Source organism: Mesorhizobium sp. B2-4-3 (assembly GCF_006442815.1).
In the GTDB taxonomy this organism is placed as follows: Bacteria; Pseudomonadota; Alphaproteobacteria; order Rhizobiales; family Rhizobiaceae; genus Mesorhizobium.
Map to the genome: position 1 here is coordinate 1 of NZ_VFVL01000029.1, position 14,132 is coordinate 14,132.

The 14,132-nt window shown below is 65.1% G+C and carries 11 protein-coding genes; 7 read left to right on the forward strand and 4 right to left on the reverse strand.

What is annotated here, in order from left to right; translation table 11 throughout:
• The first annotated feature begins 130 nt into the window (after positions 1 to 130).
• Positions 131 to 2,236 (forward strand): molybdopterin oxidoreductase family protein, encoded by a 2,106-nt coding sequence (locus FJ956_RS23295; RefSeq protein WP_140680698.1) that lies wholly within the window; start codon positions 131 to 133, stop codon positions 2,234 to 2,236.
• A gap of 30 nt (positions 2,237 to 2,266) precedes the next feature.
• Here the strand turns inward: FJ956_RS23295 and FJ956_RS23300 are convergent, their stop codons facing one another.
• Positions 2,267 to 2,485, reverse strand: a complete 219-nt coding sequence (locus FJ956_RS23300; RefSeq protein ID WP_140680696.1) for a hypothetical protein — start codon at positions 2,483 to 2,485, stop codon at positions 2,267 to 2,269.
• Positions 2,486 to 2,622: 137 nt separating this feature from the next.
• Here FJ956_RS23300 and FJ956_RS23305 point away from each other — a divergent pair, with 137 nt between their 5' ends.
• Complete coding sequence (locus FJ956_RS23305; RefSeq protein WP_246672149.1) at positions 2,623 to 4,146, forward strand: winged helix-turn-helix domain-containing protein; 1,524 nt, start codon at positions 2,623 to 2,625, stop codon at positions 4,144 to 4,146.
• 31 nt (positions 4,147 to 4,177) lie between these two features.
• Here FJ956_RS23305 and FJ956_RS23310 read toward each other — a convergent pair whose 3' ends face one another.
• Entirely contained in the window at positions 4,178 to 6,931 is a 2,754-nt protein-coding gene (locus tag FJ956_RS23310) for a sel1 repeat family protein (protein WP_140680694.1), read from the reverse strand.
• A gap of 341 nt (positions 6,932 to 7,272) precedes the next feature.
• On the opposite strand from FJ956_RS23310, the gene FJ956_RS23315 reads away from it, so the two are divergent.
• The 5 genes from FJ956_RS23315 to FJ956_RS23335 all read left to right on the forward strand — a co-directional run bounded on the left by FJ956_RS23315 (position 7,273) and on the right by FJ956_RS23335 (position 11,967).
• The gene (locus FJ956_RS23315) at positions 7,273 to 7,935 is read left to right on the forward strand and encodes an arginase family protein (RefSeq protein ID WP_246672148.1); all 663 of its coding nucleotides are present in this window, start codon (positions 7,273 to 7,275) and stop codon (positions 7,933 to 7,935) included.
• Between the two features lie 75 nt (positions 7,936 to 8,010).
• On the forward strand, positions 8,011 to 8,787 hold the full coding sequence (gene dapB, locus FJ956_RS23320) for a 4-hydroxy-tetrahydrodipicolinate reductase (protein WP_140680692.1): 777 nt from the start codon (positions 8,011 to 8,013) through the stop codon (positions 8,785 to 8,787).
• A 219-nt stretch (positions 8,788 to 9,006) separates the two neighbouring features.
• Positions 9,007 to 9,966: an ABC transporter substrate-binding protein gene (locus FJ956_RS23325; protein ID WP_246672150.1), complete on the forward strand. Its 960-nt coding sequence runs from the start codon at positions 9,007 to 9,009 to the stop codon at positions 9,964 to 9,966.
• Between the two features lie 257 nt (positions 9,967 to 10,223).
• Complete coding sequence (locus FJ956_RS23330; protein ID WP_140680688.1) at positions 10,224 to 11,078, forward strand: ABC transporter ATP-binding protein; 855 nt, start codon at positions 10,224 to 10,226, stop codon at positions 11,076 to 11,078.
• A 13-nt stretch (positions 11,079 to 11,091) separates the two neighbouring features.
• Positions 11,092 to 11,967, forward strand: a complete 876-nt coding sequence (locus tag FJ956_RS23335; RefSeq protein ID WP_140680686.1) for an ABC transporter permease — start codon at positions 11,092 to 11,094, stop codon at positions 11,965 to 11,967.
• Here FJ956_RS23335 and FJ956_RS23340 read toward each other — a convergent pair whose 3' ends face one another.
• Complete coding sequence (locus FJ956_RS23340; RefSeq protein WP_140680684.1) at positions 11,968 to 13,356, reverse strand: sensor histidine kinase; 1,389 nt, start codon at positions 13,354 to 13,356, stop codon at positions 11,968 to 11,970.
• Positions 13,353 to 14,030: a response regulator gene (locus tag FJ956_RS23345; RefSeq protein WP_140680682.1), complete on the reverse strand. Its 678-nt coding sequence runs from the start codon at positions 14,028 to 14,030 to the stop codon at positions 13,353 to 13,355. Before FJ956_RS23345 ends, FJ956_RS23340 begins: the two co-directional genes overlap by 4 nt.
• Positions 14,031 to 14,132: the final 102 nt, after the last annotated feature.

Below are 14,132 nucleotides of genomic sequence, written 5' to 3' on the forward strand. Positions count from 1 at the left end.
CCGAATCATCCCCCTTCATTCCTGACCTACGGAATCACCAACCCGGTTCCGTGCAAAGCCCTCACAAGGGGAGAAGGAGGAGCTCTATCTGGCCCTACACCTCTCCCGCGAAACCCGCTAAACACTCCGCATGAACCACCACGCCAAGCTCCGGATTGGGCATTCTGCCTGTCCGCATGACTGTCCTTCCACCTGCGCGCTCGAAGTCGAGCTGCTCGACGACAACCGCATCGGCCGCGTGCATGGCGCCAAGGCGAACAGCTATACGTCCGGCGTCGTCTGCGCCAAGGTCGCGCGCTATGCCGACCGCGTCCACCATCCCGATAGGCTGCTGAAGCCGCTGGTGCGCGCCGGCGCCAAGGGCGAGGGCGCCTGGAAGGAATCCAGCTGGGAAGCCGCGCTGGACCTCGTGGCGGAAAGATTCATAGCGGCCGAGGCGAAATACGGATCGGAGACCGTCTGGCCTTATTTCTACGCCGGCACGATGGGGCTGGTGCAGCGCGACGGCATCCAGCGGCTGCGCCACGCCAAGAAATATTCCGGCTTTTTCGGCTCGATCTGCACCAATCTGGCCTGGACCGGCTGGATGATGGGAGCGGGTGCGCTCCGCGGCCCCGATCCGCGCGAGATGGCCAAGTCCGATTGCGTGGTGATCTGGGGCACCAATGCCGTGGTCACCCAGGTCAATGTCATGACCCACACGACCCGAGCGCGAAAAGAGCGTGGGGCCAAGATCGTCGTCATCGACATCTATGACAACGCCACTATGAAGCAGGCCGATCTCGGCCTGGTGCTGAGGCCTGGCACCGACGGCGCGCTCGCCTGCGCGGTCATGCACGTGCTGTTCCGCGATGGGCTCGCCGACCGTGCCTATCTCGAAAAATACACCGACGATCCGCGCGGGCTGGAAGAGCATTTGAAGACGCGCACGCCCGAATGGGCGGCCGCTATCACCGGGCTTTCCGCCGCCGAGATCGAGGCATTCGCCCGGCTCGTCGGCACGACGAAGAAAACCTACTTCCGCCTCGGCTACGGTTTTGCGCGCCAGCGCAACGGCTCGGTCAACATGCATGCCGCCTCCTGCATCGCCGCCGTCACCGGCGCCTGGCAGTATGAGGGCGGCGGCGCTTTCCACTCCAACTCCGGCATCTTCCAGCTGAACCAGGACGTGCTGGAAGGCACCGCGATGCGCGACCCGAAGGTGCGCTATCTCGACCATTCGCGCATCGGCCCGGTGCTGACGGGCGCGGCCGACGCGCTCTACGGCGGTCCGCCGGTGACGGCGATGCTGATCCAGAACACCAATCCGGCCAATGTCGCGCCGGAGCAGCGGCTGGTGAAACAGGGTTTCATGCGCGAGGATCTGTTCACCTGCGTGCACGAGCAGTTCATGACCGATACGGCCAAGCTCGCCGATGTCGTGCTGCCGGCGACGATGTTTCTGGAGCATGACGACATCTACAAGGGCGGCGGCAACCAGCACATCACGCTCGGCCCCAAGCTGATCGAGCCGCCGGAAGGGCCGCGCACCAACCACTACGTCAATGAGGAGCTCGGCAGGCGGCTCGGCGTCGGCGACCGGCCGGGCTTCGGCCTGACCGAGCGCGAGCATATCGACATCATCCTCGGCAAGCGCGGCCTTGGCAGCTTCGACAGCCTGAAGGCTGAGAAGTGGGTCGACCTGCAGCCCGACTTCGACGACGCGCATTTCATCAACGGCTTCGGCCATGCCGACAAGAAATTCCATTTCCGACCCAACTGGACCGGGCAGTCGGCGCCCAACCGGCCGCCGAAAAGCATGGGCCTGTTCGGCCCGGTCGGGCGGCTGCCGGAATTCCCCGACCATGTCGAGCTGATCGAGGTGGCGGATGAGGAGCATCCGTTTCGCCTGGCGACGTCGCCGGCGCGCAACTTCCTCAATTCCAGCTTTGCCGAGACGCCGGTCTCGAAGGCCAAGGAAGGCCAGCCCGAGCTGCTCATCCACCGCGAAGATGCAGCAGTGCTCGGCATCGAGGATGGCGGCCGCGTCGAGGTCGGCAACCGGCGCGGCGACGTGGTGCTGCATGCCAGGTTCTTCGACGGCGTGAAGCGCGGCGTGGTGATCGCCGAAGGCATCTGGCCGAACAGCGCGCATGAGCGCGGCGAGGGCATCAATGTGCTGACCGGCGCCGACGCCCCGGCGCCGTATGGCGGCGCCGCCGTTCACGACAACAAGGTGTGGCTCAGGGCGCTTTGACCGCTTCGTGGTCTGCCATTGCCTGGCGGCTCACCAAGTGGGGTCTCGGCCTTTGAGATCATCGTCCGGGACGACCGGCGGTTGGCGACCAAGACTGGCGTAGGGGTCCACGTAAGCCATCTTGAGTGCATCGCCTACCAAACCGGATATGGCATTGAGCGATGCGCCGATTGCAAGCCTCGGAAAGCTTCGCCGCAGCAGTTTAAAGCGTCGGACTATGATCGGGCCTGTGGTGAGGATGTCAGCCATGATGTCCTCCTGAACGGCGACAATGGCACTGCCTCGCACGCAGGTCCTTGGCTTGAACCTGAAGAGTCTTGTACGGCTCTGAAATTGCCTGAAGCGAAGAATCCCGAACGGCCCTGAAGTTCGCCTTCAGGGTCATCTTGGATTATCTTGACCGCGAGGGTGGTTCTTGGCCAATGGACTTGGAGTTTGGGAACTATCGTTTGAGACGAGCCGAACGGCAGTTGCTGGGTCCGAAAGGGCCGGTGGAGCTTTCGGGGCGTTCCTTCGACATCCTCGCCATGTTGCTCGACAGGCCCGATGAGGTGATCGGCAAGACCGAACTTTTCGATGCGGTCTGGCCCGGCGTGGTGGTGGAGGAGAACACGCTGCAGGTCCACATTTCGGCGCTGCGAAAACTGCTGTCTGCCGAGATTATCGCAACCGTACATGGTCGCGGTTATAAATATGCGGGCCCCAGGCCCTTTGCGGTTACGGCAGATGGCACGGCGCCGCCCAGGCCGTCCATCGCCATACTTCCCTTCGACAACATGAGCGGTGACCCGGAGCAAGACTATTTCAGCGACGGAATTACCGAAGACATCATCGTCGAGCTCGGCAAATATAAGGAGTTTCTGGTCATTGCGCGGAACTCCTCCTTCCAGTTTCGCGGCAAGGCGCATGAGCCGGCAGAGGTGGCGAGCAAGCTTGGCGTCCAATATGTCGTCGAAGGCAGCGTGCGGAAGATCGGCAACAGGGTGCGGATCGCAGTACAGCTAACCGATGCGTCGTCGATGGCTCATATCTGGGGCGAACACTACGACCGGGAACTCGACGACATTTTCGCCATCCAGGACGAAATCACCCGGATGATCGCGGCGCGTCTGGCCCGGCAGGCCAGAACCGCGATCGCGTCGCGCGCCAGGGCCCGGCCGACCAACAACATGTCGGCCTACGAGTTTTACCTACGGGCGCTGCAACTGGCGGCCGTCTATGACACGGTGCTCGAAGCGGAACCATTCCTGCGCCAGGCTGTAAAGCTCGATCCGCAGTTTGCCGCCGCCCACGCCATGCTCAGCTTTGTGGAGTCGATCAAGTACTATTGGGACTACAACAATCCCGGCCATTTGCATTCCGGACTGGCGATCGCGAGAACGGCGTTGGACCTTGATCCCGACGAGGCCTATGGGCATCTCGCCACCGGCTTCGCTCACTTGTACCTGCGCCAGTTCAAGCAAGCTGAATTCAGCCTTGACCGGGCCGTCACGCTCAATCCGAACGATCCGTTCATTCTCAGCATCCGCGCTATTTTCCTCAATCACACGGACAGGCCGGAGCAAGGGCTTGATGAAATAACCGAAGCCCAGCGCCGCGATCCATACGCCGTGGGATGGTATGACGACTTCCGCGGCGTCCTGCTGACGACGGCTGGGCGATATCGCGAGGCGGCTGCCTGCTACGCGAAAATGGCGACTGTAACACCGTGGTCGCTCATTCGTCTTATCATCTGCCATTCCGAACTCGGCGAAATCAGGCAAGCGCAAGACATCCTGGCAAAGATCAAGGCGCATTATCGCGGAATGAGCCTCGACCAGATCATCGATACCGAAGTGGATTTCTACCAGGATGCCGCCATATGCAGGCGCTATCGCGCGATCCTGGAGCGCGTCGACAAGGCGGGATAGCCCGGTTTGCGGCCCGCTTACCGCTGCCTGGCTACTTCGCCGCCTGCGCATCCAGAGCCTTGATCTGCTCCGCGGCCGCCTTGCGCGCCGCCGCATCGGTGCCGGATGCACCCTTGTCCTTGGCATAGGCGATCAGCGCAGTGCGCGTGTCCTCGTCGCATCCATCCTCGCCCACGCCGTCGATGCCGGCCTTGCGGGCAGCGGCCAGCACGGAGTCGCAGGCGTCCGGCGCGAAGGCGAACTGGCCCATGATGGCGCCGAGCGTCAGGGGATCCTGCAGGCGCGGATCGTCGCGGATGGCCCGCAGCGTGGCGTTGCCCACCGCTTTCGATTTCCGGTCCTGCGTGATCTGCGTCAGGTCGAAGATGAACTCGAACTCCGGCTTGTCGACGCCTTCGGGCTTCGACACCAGGATGTCGAGCGCATAGCGGGTGATCTCGTCCGGCGTGACCACCGACCGGATGGCCCTCGCCTGATGGTAGTTGTGCACCAGCGCCCAGCGCGAGGGGAGGTCGCCATAGCGGGCGAGCGTGCTGAGCTGCTTGATGGCGGCAAGCTTCTGCTTGTCGGTTTTGGCCGCCTGCGCCTGCGTGAAGACCTTGTCGCGGACGCGGTTGAGGACCTCCGCGTCGATCCCACCCGCTGCCGGCGCGGCCTGCTGCGCCGCCGCGGTCTGTGCGGGGATTTCGGCGAGCGGGCCCTTGGCGTCGACCCAGGCGGCCAGCGCCTTGCGCGCGTCAGGGCCGAAATAACCCTTCGGCTCGCCGGTATAAAAACCTTCGCTCTTCAGCGTCGTCTCGATCGCGGCGCGGATCTCGTCGGGCAGCGCCTTGCCGATACCGACGAGGTTGTCTTCCGCGAGCCCCGCCGGCGCCTCGCGAAAAGCGTCCATCACCGCGGTCGCGATCGCCGCCGTTCCGGCGCTGGAGGCAGGTCCGGAAAAGAGGCCGCTCAGTTCGATGCTTGCCGTGTCGTTGCCGAGCACGCCGGCGCCCATCCTGCCGATGCCGTCATTGTAAAGCGCGATGCGGTCGGTGATGCCTTCGCGCAGCGTCATCAGATGATCGAAACTGTCGAAGGTGAAGGCATTGGCGAGCTTGCTCTTTGCCTGGAGTGAGCCCAGCCGCGCCGCCTCGCGCCACGCATGCAGGCGCTCGCGCGGGTTCTTGTCGATGCCGACACCGTCGGCATAGGCATCGCCGAGCAGCACCATCGCCTCGACGCTGCCGAGATTGGCGGCGTTGATCAGCATCGCGGTCGCCTTTGCATCATCCTGCGGATAGACCACGCCTTTGCGCAGAAGCTTGGCCTGCAGCAGATAGGCCTGTTGCTCTTTCTTGGCCTCGCCTTCGTCGATCAGGGCTTTCAGCTGATCGTCGCTCAGACCGTCGTCGCGGCGCGACGGGCGGTAGCTGGTCGAATCGAGATTGGCATATTGCGTCGAGGCATAGAGCCAGAGCGCCTCGCGGTCGCCGCTATCGGCCAGCGGCTTCAGCATAGCGCGCGCCAAATCCTCATTCTTGAACTGCTGATCGTCCGACAGCTGCAGCCGTGCCAGCGCCAGCGCCGCGCCGGGTTCGCCGGCCTCGGCGCCGTCGCTCAAGCGCTCGATCAACTGGCCCGGATTGTCGATCTGGACGCCGTCATAGTCGGGAAGTAGTCTCGCAAGCCGGATACTGGCATCGAGGTCCCAGGGGGCGTTCAGCAATTGGATCGCTTCACGCGGCTGCCGACCGACGAACTTGCCGTCCATGAGCAGGCCGGCGAGTTCCGGCCCGGCCTCGGCGACATTCTTGGTGGCGGCACGCAGCATGGCGATGGCGCGCTTGCCGTCGGCGGGGCCGCCTTCGCCCTTGGCTAGCATGTCGGCCAGCATCGGTATGGCATATTGATCGCTGCCGACGCGCGCCTCCAGCAACTGCCTGGCCTTCGCCGCGTCCTGCGAGGTCCCGCGGCCCAGCCGCAGCGCCTTGATGTAAGCCAGCGCCGATCCTCCGGAGCCGTTGGTTCCGGCCTGGAAATCCGTCTCGACGGCATGAAAGGCCTTTTGCTGCTCGTCGCTCGTGAAGCCGTCCTCCGTCAGCGTCGTCCGTGCAATCAGCAGCGGCATGGCGGCGCGGAACTGGTTGTCCCATTCGCCGGGCGACTGACCCTGAGCCGGCGCGTCGATGACGCGTTGCGCGGTCTCGACCACCTTATGCGCGTCGCGGCGCAGCAGCGGCCCTTCGATATACTGACGGAGCAGCGTCTCGAGCGCCGTGAGATGACCGGCAGCGCCCGCCTTCTGCAAGGCATCGAGCGCCATCTCCCGTGTGACCGGCGGTGGACCGGCGTCGGCGCCGTCGTGCCGATGCACCGAATAGACCTCGTAGAGTAGGTAATTCGCCTCGGAACTGCCGCCGTCGGCGAGCAGCTTGATCTGCGGCAGGAGAAAGGTAAGCCCCGGCTGGTTGAGCGCGACCTGGACCCGAAGCCATTCAAGCGCCAACCGCTTTTCCTGCGGCGCGCCGAGCATCGCTGCCTGGCATTTGTCGGCCAGGATTTTGAGCTTGCTGAGATCAAAGTCTTGCGGGAAGAGCTTGCCATATTGGATAGGCGGCGCCTTGGCCTCAGGATCGAGCGGCACGGAAGCGCCCCGGTCGCAGACGCTGATCGCCTCGGCGAGCGCGGCGTTCTTCGCCGCATCGTCAGGCTTGTCGGAAGACGCCTGCGCCCCCAAGGCCTCGCCGGCAAGCGGCGTCAAGGCGAGGCAGGAAAGAACCAGGACATGCACTGGCCGCAGCATGGGCGTCCCCCTCGGACACGGTCCGGGTGCTGCCGGACACACAGGCGCTAAATTAGCACATCGAGCGAGTGATGATGAGTGTGGCGCTTCACATTCGCGGCCGGTCCGGCGCCGGCCTTGCCATCTGGCCCAAGCGCCTCTCGTCGCGCCCGCCAGCTCCGGCGTCTATAGAGGCAACAGTTGCGGATCAGTGGAGGATGTCGTGGCAAAAATCTCGCTTCTGGGCATTCCGCATGACGAGAATTCGTCCTATTTGCGCGGGCCAGCCGAGGCGCCGCCGCTGATCCGGCGAACTCGCAAGCGACGCCTACACTTCATGGTCGGAAACAGGCTTCGACCTGATGGACCGCTTCGTCGATCACGGCGACATCGATTTTACCCAACCCGGCGACCCGTGGCAGCGGATCGAAAGCGAAGTTGGCCGCGCTCTCGACGCCGGCCATCCGCTGATCTCGCTCGGCGGCGATCATGCGATCTCTTGGCCCATACTGCGTGGCGTTCGCCGCCGCCATCGCAACCTGACGATCGTCCATATCGACGCGCATCCGGACATCTATCATGCCTATGAAGACAATCCGCGCTCGCACACCTCGCCCTTTGCCCGCGTCATGGAGGAGAAGCTGGCCGACCGGCTGATCCAGATCGGCCTGCGCACCGTCAACGATCACCATCGCGACCAGTTCAAGCGCTTCGGCGTCGAGGTGGTGGAGATGCGGCATTTCAGGGAAGGGCTGCAGCTCGACCTCAAGACGCCCGTCTATATCTCGATGGACATCGACGCTCTCGATCCGGCCTTCGCCCCCGGCATCTCGTACCGCGAGCCGGGCGGCTTCACCACCCGCCAGGTCATCGGCCTGATCCAGGCAATAGACCAACGAATAGTCGCCGCCGACGTGGTCGAATACAATCCGCGCCAGGACCTCTCCAACGTGACGGCGCTGGTCGCCGCCAAGCTGGTCAAGGAAATCGCCGGTATGATGCTGAAGACCAACGGCGCCGCCTGAATCAACGCTTGAATCAATTTGTCAGGGCGGCGTGCTAGAGGATTGTTACGACTCGGGCTTTCGACAAGGATCGCCATGCCGCAGCCGCTCAGGATAGCCGTCGCCGGCGCGCTCGGCCGCATGGGCCGGCAGATGGCGCAAACCGTCACGGCCGATCCGCGGCTGCAGCTCGTCGCGCGCTTCCATCGGCCTGGCAGCATGGGCAAGGGGCTCCTCGATCGCGACGAAGCGCTGGCGCTTGCCGACGTGGTCGTCGATTTCACCACGCCTGCGGCTTCAGCCGAGTTGGCCAAGGCCTGCGCCGCGCGCGGCGGTCCGGCGCTGGTGATCGGCTCGACAGGTTTCAACGCCTCGGAGCTGGCGGCAATCGCCGAGGCGGCGAAGAAGATCGCCGTCGTGCGCTCCGGAAGCTATTCGCTAGGGCTCAACATGCTGACCGGGCTGGTCGAGCAGGCGGCGAGGGTGCTTGACCCCGACGATTGCGACATCGAGATCCTCGAAGCGCATCACCGCATGAAGGTCGACGCACCGTCGGGCACGGCGCTGATGCTCGGCGATGCGGCGGCGCGCGGGCGCGGCGTCGAGCTGGACAATGTGGCGAAGCGCACCCGCGACGGCCTCGTCGGTCCGCGCCCAACCGGCGAGATCGGCTTTGCCGTGCTGCGCGGCGGCAGCATCGTCGGCGAGCACAGCGTGAGCTTCCTCACCGAAGGCGAGACGCTCACGCTCTCGCATGCCGCCGGCGATCGCTCGATGTTCGCGCGCGGCGCCATCGCCGCGGCACTCTGGGTCGCCGGGCGGCCACCGAGCGAATATGATATGCGCGACGTTCTCGGCTTCACTGCCTCGTGACCGGGAACCACGCCGGATTCCGTTCCACCGCCGCTAAAACGGCTGAAAGCCAGCTGAAAGCTTGGCCATGCCATGACGGTTTTGTGGCGTTCGCCACATGAGCGGCCTGGGAGCGGCCGGCAGGAGGAAATGCGGCGCCGCGCGCCGCCCAGCGGAGGAAGTTACGTGACCGGTTTCATCTCTAGACGCGCGCTGCGCTCAGTGGCGCTGGCGCTTGCCATGGTCGGCGCTGGCGCATCGGCGGCCTCGGCAGCCGACAAGATCACCATCATCGTCGGCGGCATGGAAAAGCAGATCTATCTGCCGGCGGTGCTCACCCAGCAGCTCGGCTACTTCAAGGATGAAGGGCTGGACGTGGAGTTGGTGAACTCCCGCGCGGGCGTCGAGGCCGAGAACGAATTGCTGGCCGGCGCCGTGCAGGGTGTCGTCGGCTTCTACGACCACACTGTCGACCTGCAATCGAAGGGCAAATACATCCAGTCGATCGTGCAGTTCAGCCAGGCGCCGGGCGAGGTCGAGCTGGTCTCGGCCAAGCATCCGGAAATCAAGTCGCCGGCCGACTTCAAGGGCGCGACGCTCGGCGTCACCGGCCTCGGCTCCTCGACCGATTTCCTGACGCAGTATCTCGCCGTTCGCGGCGGCCTGAAGCCGGGCGACTACACGCTGCTTCCGGTCGGCGCCGGCAACACCTTCATCGCCGCCGTCAAGCAGGACCAGATCCAGGCCGGCATGACCACCGAGCCTACCATCGCCAAGCTGCTCCAGACCGGCGAGGCCAAGGTGTTGGTCGATATGCGCACGCCCGAAAAGACCAAGGCAGCGCTTGGCGGCGACTATCCGGCGGCCTCCTTCTATGTCCAGTCAAGCTGGATCGAGGGCCACAAGGACGAGGCGCAGAAGCTCGCCAATGCCTTCGTCAAGACGATGAAGTTCATCGCCGGCCATTCGGCCGAAGAGATCGCCGACAAGATGCCGAAGGACTATTATGCCGGCAGCAAGGACCTCTATGTGCAGGGCCTGGCCGGCGGCAAGGCGATGTTCACGCCGGACGGTCGCATGCCGGCCGACGGCCCCCAGACGGTGCTGAAGGTTCTGTCGACTTTCTCGAAGAGCCTGCAGGGCAAGCAGATCGACCTGTCGAAGACCTACACGACCGAGTTCGTGGACGCCGCCAAGTAGGCGCCGGCAGGCGAGGGCGGGCCGATCGGTCCGCCCTTGGAGCAATTCAGGAAAAGTGTGAAACGGTTTTCCGCCCGGAATTGCGTCAAGCAAAGAGATGAAGCGGTTTGGCGTGAAACGACGAACCGCTCCAGAGAACAACGACTTGCGCCGGCTGCCTGAATCAATTCGGCAGCGGCGCCTTTGCCGGTGCCGTCGTGCGGCGGACCCGCGGGCTTGAGCCCGGCGTCCTCGCACCACCACGATAGGAGTGTGTCATGCAGTTGCAGACCATGGCGGCGGAGAAACTGTCTCCGGCCGCGCCGCCGGCCGATGCCGCGATCGCCATCGACGACGTGACGCTGCGCTTCGTCACGCCTGACGGCCACATGATGACGGCGATCCGCGATTTCACCATGACGGTGGCGCGCGGCGAGTTCGCCTGTGTCGTCGGGCCGACCGGCTGCGGCAAGTCGACGACGCTCAACCTCGTCACCGGCCTGTTGCGTCCGACCACCGGCAATGTCCGCGTCATGGGCAATCCGGTTACCGACATCAGCCGCGATATCGGCTTCGTCTTCCAGGCCGACGCGCTGTTTCCCTGGCGCAGCGTCATCGACAATGTCGCCGCCGGTCCGCTCTTCCGCGGCACGCCGAAGAAAGAAGCCTATGACAAGGCGCGCGACTGGATCGGCCGGGTTGGCCTTTCGCGGTTCGAGAAGCATTATCCGCACCAGCTTTCGGGCGGCATGCGCAAGCGCGCGGCGCTTGCCCAGACCTTCATCAACCAGCCCAAGATCCTGCTGATGGACGAGCCCTTCAGCGCGCTCGACATGCAGACCCGCACGGCAATGCAGGACGAATTGCTGGGCCTCTGGTCGGGGCTGAAATCCTCCGTCGTCTTCGTCACGCATGACCTTGAGGAAGCGGTGGCGCTGGCCGACAAGGTCTATGTGCTGACCGCCGGTCCGGGCACGGTGAAAAGCGTCTACCGCATCGACCTGCCGCGCCCGCGCGTCATGGCCGACATCCGCTACGATCCGAAATTCATCGAGATCGCCAAGGTGATCTGGAGCGATCTGCGCGAGGAAGTGCAGCTCGGCCAGAGCCGCGGCCTCCAGACCGGCCATTGACAGGAGACACAGCATGACCGCCATTTCTCCCACCGATCAGGCCGCTGCCCGTGCCACTTCGATCGTCGCCGCCGAAGCGCAGGCGAGGGCGCGGCTGCGCAAGCGCCATGCCTTGGTCATCGGCCTGCGCCTCGCGATCCTCGTCGTCTTCCTTGGCCTTTGGGAACTCTGCGCCGATTACAACATCATCGACCCGTTCTTCTTCTCCAGCCCGTCGGGCATCTGGGAACAGATCTGGTCCTGGATTACCGAAGGCACCTCGCAGGGGCCGCTCTGGCTGCAGATCTATGTGACGCTGGAAGAGACCTTCCTTGGCTTCGTGATCGGCGCCGTCGGCGGCATCGTGGCGGGCATCATCCTTGGCCGCAACAAGCTCCTGGCCGATGTGTTCTCGATCTATATCAAGATCGCGAACTCCGTGCCGCGCGTGGTGCTCGGCTCGGTGTTCATCATCGCGCTTGGACTTGGCATGGCGTCCAAGGTGGCGCTGGCCGTCGTCATGGTATTCTTCGTCGTCTTCGCCAACGCCTTCCAGGGCGTGCGCGAGGCCGACCGCGCGATGATCGCCAACGCCCAGATCCTCGGCGCCTCGCCGATGCAGATCACCACCTCGGTCATCATCCCTTCGGCGATGAGCTGGATCCTCGCCAGCCTGCATGTCTCCTTCGGCTTCGCGCTAGTCGGCGCCGTGGTCGGCGAGTTCCTCGGCGCCAAGCAGGGCATGGGTCTCTTGATCTCCACCGCGCAGGGCGCCTTCAACGCCAATGGCGTCTTCGCCGCCATGATCATCCTGGCGGTGATGGCGCTGGTGGTGGAGTTCATCATCACCCGCTTCGAGAACTATGTGGTGAAGTGGCGCCCGGCGCCGTTCAACGAGCAGGGGGCTTGATCAGGCAGATCGCTCTTCAGGTGAAGCAAGCGGCAGCCGCACCTCGACCTTGAGCCCGCCCGCGGCGGCGTCGCCCAGCGTGACGCTGCCGCCGGCATTCTCGACCACCTCGCGCACGATGGCGAGACCAAGACCGCTGCCTTCCTCGGCCGAGCCGGCGAGGCGGTAGAAGCGCTCGAAGACATGCTCCCGCTCTTCCGCCGGGATTCCCGGTCCGGCATCGCTCACCGTGAGCTCGGCCTCGCCGGCCGCAGTCGCCAGCCTCACCGTGACGCTACCGCCCGGTCTGGAATAGCGTAGCGCGTTGTCGACCAGGTTGACGATCATCTCGCGCAGCATCGTGCCGTCGCCGACCACCGTCACCGGTCCGTTTTCCTCGAGGCCGAGGTCGATGTCGCGGTTGATCGCCGCCGGCGCTTGCGCTTCCAGCACATGGCGGGCGGCTTCGGTGAGGTCGATGCGGTCGGCGCGCGGCCGTCGGCTGCCAGGTTCCGCCCTCGACAGCGTAAGCAGCTGTTCGGCCAACCGCGCCAATTTGCCCGAGCTCGCCTGCAAGGCGACCAGCGCCTCCTGACGCCGGTCGGCCGCGGTTTCGCGCAAGGCATAGCTTGCCTGCGTCGACAAGAGCGCCAGCGGCGTGCGCAGTTGGTGCGCGGCATTGGCGATGAAGCGCCGCTGCGCCGCCATCTGCGCACGCACGCGCTCCATATAGGCGTTGAGCGCCTCGATCAGCGGCCGGATCTCGCTCTGCGCGCCCAGAACCTCGACCGGGTCGAGATCGCTGCGGCTTCGCGAGCGCACCGCGTCGCGCAGCCGGATCAGCGGCGCCAGCCCGCGGCGCAGGCCAAGCAGCACGAACACGCCGGCAATAGCCACCAAGGCAAGCTGCTGGGCGAAGGCGCTGAGCCACAGGCGCTTCACCATCGCGTCATGCCCGGCGAGCGTGACGCCGACAGTGACCTTGATCGGCGAATCCGTGCCGGCGCCGATCACGGCATGGCTGAGCGTCGCCAGGCGCAGCGGGTGATCGCGATAGGCAGCCTCGATGCTGCCGCGCTCCGGCGCCACGGGCAGGTCGGGATAGCCGGTCAGCAGCCGCCCGCCGGCGGTCTCGACCCGGTAATAGACGCTGTCCCGGTCGCCGGTGTCGAACATCTCGATCGCAGCCGGCGGCACGGTGGCGTCGAGCGCGCCGTCGGCCATCGCCACCTGCTCGGCGATGGCGCGCGCCGAGCCGACCAGCATGCGGTCGGTGACGAGGTCCGCGGTCGCCAGCGCGTTGCGCTGGCTGGTCCACAGATTGATGGCGGCGAGCCCGGCAAGCGGCAGCACCACCCAGGCCAGCAATTGCAGGCGAAGGCTGCCGATCCGAAACCTGTCGATCCTCATGGCGCCGGGTCGTCGTGGCGCAACAGGTAGCCGAGGCCGCGCAAGGTGGCGATCCGGACGCGCGATCCCTCCAGCTTCTTGCGCAGCCGGTGCACGTAGATCTCGATGGCGCTGGGGTCGGCGTCGGTCTCGAAATCGTAGATCGCGGTCGAGAGCGCCGCCTTGCTCACCGTGCGGCCGGCCTTGACGACGAGCTGTTCCAGCACGGCGTGCTCGCGCGGTGTCAGCGACAGCGTCGCGCCGGCAAGCGAGAACAGCCTGGTGTTGGTGTCAAAGGTGAGATCGCCGCAGGCAATGACCGGCGCGGTGCGGTCGTTGGCGCGGCGCAGCTGCACGCGGATGCGCGCTTCCAGCTCCTCGATCTGGAAGGGTTTCGCCAGATAGTCGTCGGCGCCTTCGTTGAGGCCCTTGACCCGGCCGTCGAGGCTGGCATTGGCGGTGAGCACGATCACCGGCACCGGGTTGCCGCGCGCCCGCAACCTTTTCAGCACCTCCATGCCGCCCATGCGGGGCAGGGCAAGGTCGAGGATGATCACGGCATGGTCGCCGGCGGCCAAAGCATGCTCGACATCCTCGCCGTCATGCACGACGTCGACGACATAGCTCGCCTGGCGCAGCGTCTTGCTCAGCCAATCGGCCAGTTCGCGGTTGTCCTCGACAAGCAGCAGCCGCATCGTTTGTCGCTGTTTCCTCCCAATTGCGTCGACCGTCGCCATAGGGCGGCTGGTGGCGTCCAAATTGGTTCCCGAGGCAACCGATAGTATCGATCCGCGCGC